This is a genomic window from Glutamicibacter sp. M10 (assembly GCF_025452055.1).
Classification (GTDB): Bacteria; Actinomycetota; Actinomycetes; order Actinomycetales; family Micrococcaceae; genus Glutamicibacter.
Genome location: NZ_CP104918.1, coordinates 2,867,793 through 2,882,049, shown reverse-complemented (window position 1 = coordinate 2,882,049; position 14,257 = coordinate 2,867,793). Strand labels below are relative to the sequence as shown.

Sequence of the window (14,257 nt, the reverse complement as noted above, 5' to 3'; positions counted from 1 at the left end):
AGTTCCAGTCAAAGGTCAACGAAGATTATTGACGTGAGCCTCGAAGAACGTAACATACCCCGCCCTGTTAGCGCTATTGTCGTCGCGACGATGGTGATGATAGAAGCCCTCGCAGTACTGGTCTATGCCGTCAGCTATCTGGCTAATCTTTCAGCCGGCGGGACTGTGAACATCGGCGGGCAGATCTTCATGTTGATCTTGTGCCTGTTGGTGGCGATCTGGCAAGGGTCGGTGGCGATCAATTTTTACAAGGGCAAAGCGTTTACTCGTGCACCGATTATCGTGTGGCAGTTGTTCCAGTTGATCCTTTCGATCTCATTCCTCAGCACAGACATTCTTTTGGTGAAGCTCGCTGCTGTGCTGTCTATGGTGATCGCCGGAGTCTGCATCGTTATGCTCTTTGCTCCAAAGACGACTGTGTTTCTGGGCGACCGGCCTACGCGCTAAGTACTTGGTCTAACCGGCACGAGGTATGTGGATCAATCTAGGTTGGCCATTGCGAGAGATGATCGCGCGCCAATAGTCGCCAGCAGTTGGGTCCTTGCGGTGATGAAGCGGTGGCCACGTTGAGGGCTGCATATCTTGTGAATGTTCGGACTCGACGACGATAAGTTCTCGATCGTCAATGCTGAGCGACGAAATACCTAGGTCGTAGGTCAGACGAGTACTGGGCGGGACGAACAGCACCGTTCTGACCCCGATCCGTCGTAATTTTTCTAGGGTCGGAGCAAGACGAGGATCAGCACTCGTTGCCAGACACGCACAAAGTAAATCTTGCCCAGTCTCGATTGAAGCTTCGCGCTCGTCTGCGAAAGCAACGATGTCGTCCAGACCAGAAGCATGGACCGCTCCCCAACGGTGGGCAAGAACCTGAGACATCGTTAGGCGTTCGTCTTCATTGGGACAAATCATGATCAATCTCTGCTGTACAGGCAGCAGTGCGGATTCTCCACCAAACGGTAGATAGCCAAGCAGGTTCGAATGATCAACATGTGCTGGTTCATGATCTTCTTGGCGAGGCCCTGGGGTGTCCCAGCGCTGGTGTCCAACGTCGTCCGTAGCGAAGTCGGTGATTTGAAAAACCTGAGGTGGATGCCCCGACGTAATCTCGACCCCACGACCCGGTAAGCCCGAACAAGCAGGGAGCTTGGGCCACATCATCTTTAGTGAGTCCGTTGCGTTCAAAGGAAAATACCATTGCGTCGTGAATAGTCCGGTGGACTTCAACGAATTCTGGTCTCGATCTACAGAGCAAACAATCAGAGGTGAGTCCTCACTGCTGTGACGAAGTAACGCACCGAGCGCATCATCAAGTCGCTGAAAATGTTGAGGATGCAGCTCAGACTGAAGCTGCGCGACGGAATGAATAATGATTGTCAGTCCTGGATCTTTTGGCGATGATTCCAGAAAATCTAAGGCATCAAAGAAGAGATAGGGATCCTGCCCCGTAACTACTCTGAGGCTACTGGTCTGATCGCTGCCTTCAATCGGTGAGGGTCCAAAACACAGGACCTTGCGATGCAATGACGACAAGGAACTAAGGACTTGTTTCGCCCCGGACTCAGGAAGTCCACACATCAGAAGCGATCTTTTCTGCTCACTGCCCAGAGCCAACGGGTCTAGGGTGCCACCGTGCAAGTTGTCCCTGATGCCACAGTACAAGCTACCTTCTAGAGCGCCCGGCCAAGTCGAAGGCATCGACAGGTGTTCCAGCGGCATTGGAAGAGCTGGGGCAAAACCAGACGGGGGCTTAGGACTGTCAGCCCAGCGGTCCATCAAAGCTGATACATGGGTTCGTAAAGGATCAGCATCCTCAGGACCTTTTGTTCTATTGAACGTGCAGACCGGAGCGAGGCGCATAGTGTGGCGGTCACGTTCAAAAAGTTCACCCTCTAGTGCTGGTTCAACAGCCAAATGAAATTGAAATGACTGAGTCGCGCGCGAGGAGCTTTTGATTATCGCCAGGCCCGGACGGTCCAATTTTGTTGCTGCAGTGGTACCGATAAGCTCAACGGATTCACTCGGATCGTTCACTCGCAAGGCGACGACGGTGTTTATGTTCGCTCGGGTCTGTCCGGTCAATGTACCCGCGGGTCGTTGCGTACTGAGCAATAGGTGAATGCCCAGAGCCCTTCCGACTGCGGCCAGCCTGTCGATTTTTGGACCAGCCAGTGGCAAGGTTTCTACGAACACTCGAAATTCGTCGATAACTATCAATAGCTTTGGTAGTGCCTGTGGCATCGAATCGAGGCTCTGAAATTCTGCGAGATCGCTGCATCCGCTATCGGCCAAGATCTTTTCGCGTCGCTGCACTTCATGTTCGAGCTGTTCCACAGTTCGCTGAGCCCCGGCTTCATCCAAGTCGCTGGCAAAGAGCTGCACATGAGGTAAGTGCTCATAGACGCCAAGTCCTGCGCCACCCTTAAAGTCAATCAGTACGAGGCCTAAGCGCTCAGGGGAGTACTGATGTGCAAGGTCGGAGATAACTCGACGCAAAGCTTCTGATTTACCCGAACCTGTCGTGCCGCAAATCAACATGTGTGGTCCATCAGCATCCAAATCAAGGTTTACTTCTTGTTCCGCCTCGCTGAGTCCGATGCTGGCTCCAAAACCAGTGGCCGAGGACTGAATGGGAGATAGGACTGACGGATTTGTAGAAGAGCGCAGACCAACAAACTGTTGTACCAGGCGATCTAATCTCGACAAGCTCAGACGGTGCAATCGTTGCAACACAAAACGTGAATCAGGCAAGCAGGACGTCAAAGGATCAGGCGCGATCCAATGATTGGCTTGCTCAGAGAGCACTGGGCCCAGACTAATAACCAAGGTATCGGGAAGCGCGACGGGCGGTTTGGCAGTCAAATATAGAGTTGTTAGTTCAGAGGATTCGTGCACAGATGACAGGCGGTCAACCGGCTCTGCGAGTGTTGAAATGCGGACATTTGTAATGAGCAACAATGACGCGGGCAAACAACAGATGCTGGGATCGATGACCAGCCTCAACAAACCTGCATAGATCATCGGCAGAAATCGCGAAACTATGTTGGCTAGGACCTCAGCTGAAGCAGCATCCTGTTTAGCGACTATTTGCCATACCCCCGGTAGCGGGGCAGCAAACACGGGGCCATGACAAGGCGCATCTGTTTTTGGCCTCGTCAGTTTCAACCTGAATTTTCGATGTTTTCTGGGGGTCGATTTTTCGGTGCTTTGTGGGTACCAGAGACCTTCACCCCAGACGATGGGCGGTAGCTGCGTCGGTGCGATCCCCAAAGCTGCCCCGTCAAGGCCTGCCAGAAGGCTCTGTCCAAGCGCAGCCGCGTACTGAGAACGCGCCTGCACCGCGAGCGCTCGTTGAACGCGCATTGTCTGTTTCCAACGACGTCGTTCGGAAATAACCTGACTAGCAGGAGCCACCGCCATCAAGGCTGAGACACCGCTGATGATCAGAAACAGCATTGAATGCATCAAGACTGCCAACAGGACACCGGTCAAAAGCGGAACGAAGGCCGCAAGGACTACGGTGACGAGCCGCGAAGCTTCAGGCTTTGCCGGAACCTTGACCTCAAGTTCGCTGGACGAAACAGGTTTCTTAGATTCAGCGCTCACGGGGTCACCTATGGCGAAGAACGTATTTCCTAAACGAAACGTCGAACCTATGCCCAGGTCCAAGGATTCGCAGCTGCTTCCGTCCGCACAAAAATCTTCTGCCCAGCGGAGGCAACGAGTCGCAACCGTCGTGCCGACACAGTGAGCACTGCGTGGGAGCGAGAAAGCAAAGGGTCTTCTAACCACAAGGGAGCAGAGCGTCCCAGAATATGGTCACCGTGAGTCAGCGGGACCCACGCGCCGGCATCACGCCCATGCACTACGTACAACTTGGTTGATGCGCCATTTCCAACATGCTCGGGGAGAGCATGTGGCAAGTCGCTGAGAACGAGACGTTGATTCGACTGACAAACCCCTACGGATTCAAGCGGACGGGTGTCGCAGTACCAGCGCTGTCCGGGGAATGCGGACAGTAGCAATGAAGCAAGTTGCTCTCCTGATAACCGTCCAGACATGTTCAGCTCAAACTGCCGAGGACGTTGGAAATTCCGAGATATCAGCAGAAGTTCGTACCTGGCCATGAGGTCTCCAGATCAGATTCAGTCGGACTCTTGGAACCATAAGAACCTGCTATTCAACCTGCTCGGATAAATAAATTACTGCCTGTGGACATTGGATTTCGGCGGGGTTCAAGGTTATCCACATTCAAAAAACTCTTGAAAGCAGGCGAATGTGCCTATAGCATCCCTTTTCATACGTAGATGATTGCTGCACCGACGAGGCGCTCGCCGGTGGTCCCCGACTTCGGGATCCTATGACAGGAAAAACAGCAGGAGTAAGTCGTGGAAGCATTGTCGATCGTTGAGGACGAAGTCCGAGAGCTGGTTCGGCGGCGGGGATTGGACCCGGCGAAACAGCCGACGGTGATCAAGTCATTGATCGAGGAAGTAATTCGCGATTACGACGAGCGGGCTCTCCTAGGTGCAGTTCCGTCGTTGAATTCACTCGACTCGGCTCGACAAGCGGTCTTTGACAACGTTGCTGGCTTTGGTGCTTTGCAACCACTTTTGGATGATCCGACGGTTGAAGAAATCTGGATCAATGCTCCTCACCAAGTATTTTGCGCTCGTGGTGGCCAAAGCCAACTAACTCACATACGAATGGAGTCCGCTGAAATTGCGGCCTTGGTTGAACGCATGCTTAAGTCATCCGGTCGCCGGCTGGACTTGTCGCAACCATTTGTCGATTGTCAGTTGCCCGACGGGTCACGCCTCCACGTAGTTATCCCAGACATTACTCACGAACACTGGGCAGTGAATATACGAAAATTCATTGCCCGCGCCGGGAAGCTTGAAGATCTTGTTGAATTGGATTCCATGAGTTCACAGGCGGCGCTGTTCCTATCAACCGCCATAGGCGCCGGACTCAACGTGATCGTCACCGGGCCAACCCAAGCAGGCAAGACCACCATGCTTAACTGTCTGGCTTCTTCGATTGGTCCGCGAGAACGGATCATCACGATTGAGGAAATTTTTGAATTAAATCTTTCCCTGCGCGATGTGGTTGCCATGCAAACGAGGCTTGCCAACCTCGAGGGAACAGGCGAGATCACCATGCGCCGGCTGGTCAAGGAAGCTCTTCGAATGAGGCCGGACCGAATCATCGTTGGTGAGGTCCGTGAAGCTGAATCACTCGACATGCTTATCGCACTGAACTCTGGCATCTCCGGTCTGTGCACCCTGCACGCCAACTCGGCACGCGATGCGATCACCAAGATTTGTACGTTGCCATTACTCGCAGGTCCCAATATAACGAGCGACTTCACAATCAAGACCGTTGCTGCGTGTATCGATTTGGTAGTTCATTGTGTTCGAAGCCCAAGCGGACACCGATACGTCAACGAGATCCTCAGCATTCGCAATCGAGTTGAAGACGGACAGATCGAATCATCGACGCTGTTTGAACGTCACGGAGAAGCCCTCTGTACCTCACGCGGGGCTGACTGGGAACACGAAAAGTTTGATCTCGCCGGTATCAACGTTGCCGAATTGATGGCAGTCCAATGATGGTTCTTTTCTTCGCTCTCTTAGGAGGCCTCGGTATAGCTATCCTGGTGGATTGGCTGTTTTTTGCTCCGTGGGTTCGTGCACCAAAACGAAAGTCGGTCATCAAGGCAGCTCTGCTCCAGGCCGGAATGACAAACGTTGCACCCTCCAGATTTGTACTTATCTGCTTGGGGTGCGGTCTCGGCTTCGGCGTACTGACTTTGGGACTAACTGGAACACTTCTTTTTGCCGTGGTGTTCTTTGGATTTGGTCTCTTTGCACCGTGGGTTTATCTACGCCACCAAGCCGCAAAACGCCAAGCAGCGCTACAGGAACAGTGGCCTGAAGTGGTTGACCACCTAAGGAGCGCGATTCGTGCTGGCTTGTCTTTGCCTGAAGCTCTGAGCCAGCTGGCTACAGTTGGTCCGCAAATCTTGAGACCACTATTCGGAGACTTTGCTTTGGACTACAGGGCGACGGCTAATTTCGCAGTTGCCTTGGAACAGCTGGGGGAGCGACTGGCCGATCCCGTTGCAGACAAGATTCTTACGACGCTACGGATCACCCGCGAAGTTGGCGGCACTGATCTTGGACATACGCTCTCAACGCTGTCGGCGTTCCTGAGAGACGATGTGCGAACCCGAGGCGAATTGGCTGCTCGCCAGTCTTGGATTGTCTCAGCAGCAAGATTAGCAGTGGCCGCTCCATGGATTCTCTTGTTGGTGCTTGGTACCCAAGAGGCAGCTAAAGAAGCCTATATGACTGCTGGCGGAGTAATCGTCTTGAGCATGGGCGTGGGAATTTCAGTGGTTTGCTACCGGGTCATGCTTCGACTTGGCGCATTGCCCACTGAAGAACGAGTGCTGTCATGAACACCTATGTATCGTGGGCTGCGCTATGCGGCCTTGGACTGGGCTTAGGAATTTGGATCATCATATTGAATCTGCCTGGCTGGAGAAAAATGGCCTTTGCTGAACGCATTGCCCCGCACGTGCGGGTGGGAGTCAGAAGCGCACGAATGCTTGAAGATTCATGGCACTCTGACTCGGGCCATTCGACCTTGGGGCAGCTCGCGTCGCCCTTGCTCGTTCAAATCAAGAAGTTTGCCAGTCGGCACAGTCCTTCAAGTGACATTCTGAGGAAAAGATTGGATGCAGCCGGACTCGAAATCAGCGTCGTGGACTATCGATCCCAAGAAATTGTTTGTGCTTTGTCCGGACTGGCGGTGGGGTCTGTGCTCACTGGTCTTGCTTCAATGCAGTACCACTTGTCTTTGATATTCGCAGTCTTGGTTGTCATCGGTTGTGGCCTTTTGGGTTACGGGCTACGGGGATGGTGGCTCGGTGAACAGATTCACCGCCGTGCCCGCAAGATACTCACCCAATTTCCGACGGTCGCCGAAGTACTCGCGCTGACCGTAGGCGCAGGAGAATCAACGACCGGAGCTATCGAGCGAATCTCGCGAATTTGTCACGGCGTCATCGGCGACGAATTTGTTAAGACCCTCAACGACATTCACGCCGGAACGCCCATGATTCAAGCGATGCAAAAGATGTCAGATCGAATGCAGGTAGGAACCATCGCCAGGTTTGTCGATGCCATTGTTGTTGCAACTGAACGAGGCACACCTATCGCGCAGGTCCTGCGAGACCAAGCACAAGATGTTCGCGATGCTTCGAAGCGAGAACTGATGGAAGTCGCGGGTAAACGAGAAATCCTTATGCTCGCGCCCGTGGTCTTCGGAATACTGCCGCTGACCATAGTCTTCGCCGTTTTCCCGGGGCTAGCGCTATTGGAGATGAGCTATTGAGCCAATCGAAAAAGACAGAAAAGTAAGACAGCAAAGTTTCAGAATCAGTCGAAAGGTACGTCATGTTCACTATTCAAGAATTGATGGTTCGTTTGGTCCTTGGGGCAACCGCCCGGGCACAATCGGTGTGGGACAAGCTCATGCCCAAGTTGAAAGACAGCAGGGGAGATGTGCCTGGATGGGTAATGATCACCTTGATGTCCGCCGTCCTGGTTGCCGCTTTGCTGGCGATAGCCGGACCTCGATTACAAGATCTCTTCAATCAGGCCATAGACCGGGTATCTGGTTTGGGATAGTCGAACTAGATGCGACAGCCAGGAAGATGTAGCAAGCGACCAACTATGCAATTGCTACGCGAGGAAACTCGCGGGTCGGCAGTCGCAGAATTTGTCATGATTACTACTCTGCTTGTGCTGATCGCGATGACCTTGATTCAACTCGCTCTGGTCCTGCACGTGCGCAATACCTTGATTGATGCTGCGGCCAATGGCGCTCACTATGGGGCTCTCGCAAACCGATCTGAAGCGGATGCACGAGGCCGTGCCCAACTCCTGATCACTGAAAGCCTGCATGGCGGGTTTGCAGACAATGTGGGCGTCAGCTCGGCCAATGTTGGGAAAAATCAGGTGATTACCGTGTCAGTAGATACGCGCGTGCCACTGATTGGTCTTCTTCCGAATGGTTGGGACCTACATGTTCAGGGTGAGGCCGTGCGATATGGCTAAAAATCTGAGATCCTCAATCGCTGCCTTGCGCCAAATGGCTCGTGATGAGGGCGGAAGTGCAATTGTCGAGTTCATTTTCGCAGCGACCGTGCTGCTGATTCCGATGATCTATCTCATTCTTGCGGCGAGCCAGCTGCAGGCTGGAAGCTACGCCGTGGTTGGCGCAGCAGATCAAGCGGCCAAGGTTTTTGCCGTTGCCGAGACTCCGGTGCAGGCACGTGCCCAAGCGCACGAAGCAGTAAATCGGGCCATGAACAATTTCGGATATTCATCGGCAAAGACATCCATATCGTGCGATTCCACCTGTCTGAGTCCTGGAAGCGTCGTTACGGTGACCGTAGAGCTGGATGTACCTTTGCCCTTCGTCTCGGAGATATTTGATGCTTCGGCGTTCTCCGTTGATTCCTCAGCGTCCCAGCGAGTTGATCGATTTGGGTAACATCAGACGGTTCCGAGCCTATTTCACGAGGGAAGATGGGCAGTCGCTAGTCCTTGCTATTGGTCTATGTGCCATCACGCTGCTGACGATTTCGGTGGTTTTGGCGGTTAGCGCTGTACAACTGAAAGCTCGACAACTCCTGTCGATTGCTGATGGTGCCGTCGTTGCTTCGGTCGACGAATTTGAGTTTGTGGCTGATGGACCGAACCCGCGGATACAGCTCAGCCAGCAACGCGTACAGCAAGCTGTGGCTCAGTATCTTAGCGATGTAGGTGCCAGCGGTCGCGTTGACAATCTTCAGATCAGAGCCGTCCAAATCCGTCCCGATGGGCAAGGCGCCACACTAGAACTTTCAGGTTCAGTTCAACCACCGATGGTGGGGTGGATCGTGCCCGAGGGTGTGCCGATTTCAGTGAATTCAACGGCTCAGACCGTACTTAGCAGATGACCGTGGGCTCAGGAATCGGAAGCGAAATGACGTAGTCTTAGATGACCATGGCAAAAACTGACTTCTCTGCAGAAATCCGCACACTGCGCTCAACTTTCTCGTCGATTGAAGACGTGAGCGATGTTGATCAGATTAAAGCTGACATCGTGACGCTCTCCGAGGAAGCCGGAGCTCCCGATCTTTGGGATGACCCCGCTGCCGCGCAAATCGTTACCAGTAAACTTTCATATCGCCAGTCTGAACTTGAACGATTGACCAAGATCAGGACTCGTATTGATGATCTAGAAGTTTTGGTAGAACTGGCGGAGCTCGAAGCCGACGAAGAGACCATTCAAGAGGCGGACAGAGAACTTGTCAGCATCCATAAGGCTCTCGATGAGTTAGAAATCGTGACTTTGCTCAGCGGAGAATTTGATTCTCGCGGGGCAGTGGTGACGATTCGCTCCGGCGCTGGCGGCGTGGACGCAGCCGATTTTGCCGAGATGCTGATGCGCATGTACCTGCGTTGGGCTGAGAAACGTGGCTTCAAGGCAACAGTCATGGATACTTCCTACGCCGAAGAAGCTGGACTTAAATCTGCGACTTTCGAAATCGACGAGCCATACGCTTTTGGAACGTTGTCAGTAGAAGCCGGCACTCACAGGCTTGTCAGAATCTCACCGTTCGATAACCAAGGCCGCCGCCAAACGTCGTTTGCGGCCGTGGAAGTTGTGCCGTTGATTGAGCAGACTGACACGATTGAAATTCCAGAGTCGGAAATTCGAGTCGACGTCTTCCGTTCGTCGGGCCCTGGTGGACAGAGCGTGAATACCACCGACTCTGCCGTGCGAATGACTCACATTCCAACGGGTGTCGTAGTTTCGATGCAGAACGAAAAGTCGCAGATTCAGAACCGAGCCGCTGCGCTACGCGTCCTGCAGTCCCGACTTCTGCTATTGAAAAAAGAGCAAGAAAATGCACAGAAGAAGGAATTCGCCGGAGATGTGAAGGCATCGTGGGGTGACCAGATGCGTTCCTACGTACTCAATCCTTACCAGATGGTTAAGGATCTGCGTACAGAGCACGAAGTTGGAAATACTCAAGCTGTGTTTGACGGCGAAATCGATGACTTTATTGACGCAGGAATTCGATGGCGCGCAGGCCAGCGCCGTCCGAGGAAGTAGCAGATCATGCGAATACCAATCGAGCTGGGCAAACTTGTCACAAACTGTGTAAGTATCATCACCAAGGCAACTGACTACAAGTAAAACCGTTCAAGTCACGTTGGTCTTCAGCCATTTCTGGAGGCTGTGCTTATTGGATGAATCTGGCAACACGCCTAGGATTTAGGCGTGTTCTAGCGCCTGCACCGATAGTGTTTGGAATACTGGCGCATCTATTGACGTTTGATCTCGAGATTGGTATTCGTGGGTCGCGCCCCGACGAAAACTAGCGATTGAAGACATGATTAAATTCGAAAATGTCTCGATGGTTTACGAGCCAAAGCAGCAGAACGTTGCTTTGGATGACATAAACATCGAGATTGACCGTGGCGAATTCGCCTTCCTTGTTGGTGAATCCGGTTCCGGAAAGTCGACGTTCCTCAGCTTGGTGCTACGCGAAAAGCGTTCCACTGATGGTGCTGTGTACGTGGCCGGACAGAACCTGAACCGTATCCCGAGTCATCGCGTGCCAAAGCTGCGTCGCGATATCGGCTTCGTGTTCCAGGACTTCCGACTCTTGCGCGAGCGTACGGTTTTTGACAACGTCGCATTCGCCATGGAGGTCATTGGTGCCTCGCGTGCTCAGATTCGAGAGCGCGTGCCAGACGCGCTGAAGCTTGTCGGCCTTGAAGACAAGGCTCGTCGTAAGCCAACTGAACTTTCCGGCGGTGAGCAGCAACGCGTGGGCATAGCGCGTGCCATCGTCAATAGGCCATCAATTCTTTTGGCGGATGAGCCTACCGGTAACCTCGATCGCAAAAATAGCGTTGAGGTTATGAACGTGCTCAACCGCATCAATCAAAACGGTACAACCGTTTTGATGGCGACCCACGCACACGAACTTGTTAGTGAATACCGTCATCGTGTGATCGAACTCCAGCGCGGTCAAGTTATCCGTGATGAGATTGACGGCCAGTACATGCCAATGACCACAGTGGTGAACCAAGACGGCTCGCGTGAGCTGCTCGTGGGCGATTCCGCTGTTGAGCATGATGAAGATTCGCAGTTTACTGAGGACCAGAAGGACGAGGACCAGTGAAACTAGGATTTATTCTTCGCGAAGCGGCCAAGGGCCTTCGCCAGAACGTTGTCATGGTCGTTTCCGTAGTGCTGGTGACTTTTGTGTCGTTGACCTTCGTCGGCGCCTCAGCTCTTTTGCAGCTCCAGATCAACCAGATGAAGGGCTACTGGTACGACCGCATGGAGGTAGCTGTTTACCTCTGTGACGACTCCAGCTCTTCAACAAACTGTGCTGGCAAAGAAGTCACCGACGCCCAGCGTCAGAACATTGAAAAAGTTCTCAAGTCTGAGCAGCTAGCGCCGTACATCAAGGAATATGCCTACGAGTCGAAAGACCAGGCATACAAGAACTTCTTGGATCAGTACAAGAACTCCTCGCTCGTCGACCAGATCACTCCAGAGCAGTTGCCTGAGTCGTACCGAGTCGCACTGGTTGATCCGGAGAAGTACCCAGTTATCAACGAAGCATTGTCGACCGTTGATGGCGTTGACTCTGTAGTGGATCAGCGTGAACTTTTGGAAAAGGTATTCCAACTGGTCCGCGTGGCTTCTGCTGCTGCAGCAGTCGTTGCAATCGTGATGATTGTTTGTGCCGTGTTGTTGACCGGTACCACCATCCAACTCTCTGCAATGCACAGGCGGCTGGAAACCACGATCATGCGTTTGGTCGGTGCCTCGAAAGCAACCATTCAGTTACCGTTCATTATCGAAGGTGTTATCGCATCACTGATTGGTGGTGTGCTGGCATCAGGCACGCTATGGCTCCTACTCAAGTTCCTTGTCGAAGACAAACTTGCCAGTGAAAACGTCGGCGTTGCATTCATCTCTACCAATGAAGTTTGGCTAGTTGCGCCTGGCCTCTTGATTATTGGTATCGTTTTGGCCACAATTTCATCAGTGGTAACGTTGAAGCGTTACCTGAAGGTTTAATCGACCCCTCATCGTCGGTAGACCCGTAGCACGACATCTTTCTCGAAGGAGCCACATGCTGTCCAACGCAGTGCGAAGTAAGTTCTTGCGCGCCACCCTCGGTGGGGCAATGGCTCTCGCTTTAACGTTGCCAGCAGGCCTAGTTGTCGCTGATGATCTTGATGATAAGAAGACCCAGGTTGAAGGAAATATCAACAACCTGGAAGAGGACATGGAATTCTTGGATTCCGATATCCAGGCAACCGACAAGAAGCTACGTGATCAGCAGGCTCAAGTACCTGCCGCTGAACAGGCATTGGCCGACGCGCAAAGCCGTGTCGCTAATGCCCAATCCGCTGTCGCTGATCTGAATGATCGATTGATCGCTGCTCAGTCGACTCGTGATCAGGTAACTGCCGAGATCGAGAAGAACGCCAAAAAGATCTCCGAAGCGAAAGCCGCCATGGCTTCCATCGCTTCCGAAGCTTATAAGCGCGGTGGCGTTTCCAGCGGACTGGACATGATCCTCAACATGGATTCGACCCAGCAGATGGCCGACGGCCTAGACTTGGCGAACCGTGCCATGGAATCGCAGAGCAACACTTATAACGATCTTGCGCAAGAGCAGGCCAATAACGAAAACAACAAGCTTCGCTTGAGCGCTGTCGAGAAGGAAATCTCCTCGCTCAAATCGCAGGCGGAAGAAGCCTTGGCGCAAGAGCAGACCGCTCGAAACCAGGCCCAAAACGCTAAGAATGAGCTTGATGCTTTGGTCGCCAGCACCGAGAAGTTGGGCGCTGAGCTCGAAGCGAAGAAACCACAGATTCAGGCCAAGCTAGCGGCACAGCAAAAAGAGTACGCTCAGGTTAAGTCCGATATCAAGGAACGCCAGGAGCGTTTGTTGCGTGAGGAAGCCGAACGTAAGCGTAAAGCTGCTGAAGCTGAAGCAAAGCGCAAGGCTGCCTACGAAGCAGAGCAAAAGCGTCTAGCTGAGGAAGCGGCAGCAAAGAAGAAAGCTTACAAAAGAAAGCTTTCGTTCCTGCGCCAGTTTCCGAACCTACGGTTAGCAAGTCAGCGGGTTCAAGTGCTTGGGGATTGGTTAAGCCGACACCAAGTAATAACCTGACCTCAACCTTCGGATGGCGTCCGACTCCTGCCGGAACGATTGATTACGGTGGACAGGGTGGATACGTTCACGCCGGAATTGACTGGGGCTTTGGCGGACAATGCGGTGCACCGATTACCGCTGCGGCTGACGGCGAAGTTTGGACCGCTGGTTGGGGCGGAACTGCTGGCAACAAGGTCATCATTTCCCACGGCGTCGTCAAGGGCAAGGCCCTTGCTACCGGTTACCACCACATGTCGCGCGTTGCTGTAAGCGTCGGGCAACACGTGAAGCAGGGCGACGTAATCGGTTATGTCGGCACTACTGGCAACTCGACTGGCTGCCATCTGCACTTTGAAACTATCGTAAACGGCAATGCCGTGAACCCATTGGGACTTCTCTAGCGCTAGACTTGTAATCTGTGCGCGGGAGTCCGCCCACGACATGCAAGGAGTAACGTGGCTAAGAAGAATCAAGAAGATCGGGTGATTGCGAGTAATCGCAAGGCACGCCACGATTATGAAATCCTCGACACTTTTGAAGCTGGCATGGTGCTCAGTGGCACCGAAGTAAAGTCACTACGCGAAGGTAAAGCCTCGCTAATTGACGGCTTCGGACAGTTCTACCGTGATGAGCTTTATATCGAGAACGTCTACATCCCTGAGTACCTCAACGGATCGTGGACCAATCATGCTGCACGCCGACGTCGTAAGCTCTTGTTGCACCGTCAAGAATTAGTGAAAATTGAGCGAAAGGTTGGCGAAGCTGGTCTCACCATCGTTCCATTGAGTCTCTACTTCAAGTCGGGCCGAGCGAAAATCGAAATCGGTGTTGCACGCGGTAAGCGCGAGTACGACAAGCGCCAGACCTTGCGTGAGCAGCAAGACAATCGCGAGGCACTACGCGCCATGCGTGAGCGTAATCGCGGCTAGTTTAAAGACTAGATTGTGGCGTATCTTGCGTTGGGTTAGCTCAAGGTAATGCGCTATGATTGAAAAATACGCTCTT

15 protein-coding genes are annotated in these 14,257 nt (G+C 53.0%); 13 read left to right on the top strand and 2 right to left on the bottom strand.

Annotated elements, in window-relative coordinates:
* The first annotated feature begins 33 nt into the window (after positions 1–33).
* Positions 34–447: a hypothetical protein gene (locus N6V40_RS14035; protein ID WP_131087814.1), complete on the top strand. Its 414-nt coding sequence runs from the start codon at positions 34–36 to the stop codon at positions 445–447.
* A 9-nt stretch (positions 448–456) separates the two neighbouring features.
* On the opposite strand, the gene N6V40_RS14030 is transcribed toward N6V40_RS14035, so the two are convergent.
* Positions 457–3,606 carry an FtsK/SpoIIIE domain-containing protein gene (locus N6V40_RS14030; RefSeq protein ID WP_262198040.1) on the bottom strand — a complete coding sequence of 1,050 codons (3,150 nt, stop codon included), beginning with the start codon at positions 3,604–3,606 and terminating at the stop codon, positions 457–459.
* A gap of 47 nt (positions 3,607–3,653) precedes the next feature.
* Positions 3,654–4,061 (bottom strand): FHA domain-containing protein, encoded by a 408-nt coding sequence (locus N6V40_RS14025; RefSeq protein ID WP_262198039.1) that lies wholly within the window; start codon positions 4,059–4,061, stop codon positions 3,654–3,656.
* 327 nt (positions 4,062–4,388) lie between these two features.
* Between N6V40_RS14025 and N6V40_RS14020 the strand changes: the two genes are divergently transcribed.
* From N6V40_RS14020 to smpB, 12 genes are all read left to right on the top strand, one after another.
* The gene (locus tag N6V40_RS14020; protein ID WP_262198038.1) at positions 4,389–5,612 is read left to right on the top strand and encodes a TadA family conjugal transfer-associated ATPase; all 1,224 of its coding nucleotides are present in this window, start codon (positions 4,389–4,391) and stop codon (positions 5,610–5,612) included.
* On the top strand, positions 5,612–6,463 hold the full coding sequence (locus N6V40_RS14015) for a type II secretion system F family protein (protein WP_262199750.1): 852 nt from the start codon (positions 5,612–5,614) through the stop codon (positions 6,461–6,463). Before N6V40_RS14020 ends, N6V40_RS14015 begins: the two co-directional genes overlap by 1 nt.
* A complete protein-coding gene (locus tag N6V40_RS14010; RefSeq protein WP_262198037.1) occupies positions 6,460–7,401 on the top strand; it encodes a type II secretion system F family protein in 942 nt (313 codons plus the stop codon). The genes N6V40_RS14015 and N6V40_RS14010 overlap by 4 nt, the downstream gene beginning before the upstream one ends.
* A 62-nt stretch (positions 7,402–7,463) precedes the next feature.
* Positions 7,464–7,697, top strand: a complete 234-nt coding sequence (locus tag N6V40_RS14005; RefSeq protein ID WP_262198036.1) for a hypothetical protein — start codon at positions 7,464–7,466, stop codon at positions 7,695–7,697.
* A gap of 9 nt (positions 7,698–7,706) precedes the next feature.
* The gene (locus N6V40_RS14000; protein WP_315973697.1) at positions 7,707–8,126 is read left to right on the top strand and encodes a TadE/TadG family type IV pilus assembly protein; all 420 of its coding nucleotides are present in this window, start codon (positions 7,707–7,709) and stop codon (positions 8,124–8,126) included.
* A complete protein-coding gene (locus N6V40_RS13995; protein WP_262198034.1) occupies positions 8,119–8,565 on the top strand; it encodes a TadE/TadG family type IV pilus assembly protein in 447 nt (148 codons plus the stop codon). Before N6V40_RS14000 ends, N6V40_RS13995 begins: the two co-directional genes overlap by 8 nt.
* A gap of 495 nt (positions 8,566–9,060) precedes the next feature.
* Positions 9,061–10,176, top strand: a complete 1,116-nt coding sequence (gene prfB / locus N6V40_RS13990; RefSeq protein ID WP_131087824.1) for a peptide chain release factor 2 — start codon at positions 9,061–9,063, stop codon at positions 10,174–10,176.
* Between the two features lie 280 nt (positions 10,177–10,456).
* Positions 10,457–11,254, top strand: coding sequence for a cell division ATP-binding protein FtsE (ftsE, locus tag N6V40_RS13985; protein WP_131087825.1), 798 nt, complete (start codon positions 10,457–10,459; stop codon positions 11,252–11,254).
* Positions 11,251–12,165 carry a permease-like cell division protein FtsX gene (gene ftsX, locus N6V40_RS13980; protein WP_262198033.1) on the top strand — a complete coding sequence of 305 codons (915 nt, stop codon included), beginning with the start codon at positions 11,251–11,253 and terminating at the stop codon, positions 12,163–12,165. Before ftsE ends, ftsX begins: the two co-directional genes overlap by 4 nt.
* Positions 12,166–12,220: 55 nt before the next feature.
* Positions 12,221–13,270 carry a coiled-coil domain-containing protein gene (locus N6V40_RS13975; protein ID WP_262198032.1) on the top strand — a complete coding sequence of 350 codons (1,050 nt, stop codon included), beginning with the start codon at positions 12,221–12,223 and terminating at the stop codon, positions 13,268–13,270.
* A complete protein-coding gene (locus N6V40_RS13970) occupies positions 13,240–13,653 on the top strand; it encodes a M23 family metallopeptidase (protein ID WP_262198031.1) in 414 nt (137 codons plus the stop codon). The genes N6V40_RS13975 and N6V40_RS13970 overlap by 31 nt, the downstream gene beginning before the upstream one ends.
* 54 nt (positions 13,654–13,707) lie before the next feature.
* Complete coding sequence (gene smpB / locus N6V40_RS13965; protein WP_131087828.1) at positions 13,708–14,181, top strand: SsrA-binding protein SmpB; 474 nt, start codon at positions 13,708–13,710, stop codon at positions 14,179–14,181.
* Positions 14,182–14,257 lie beyond the last annotated feature (76 nt).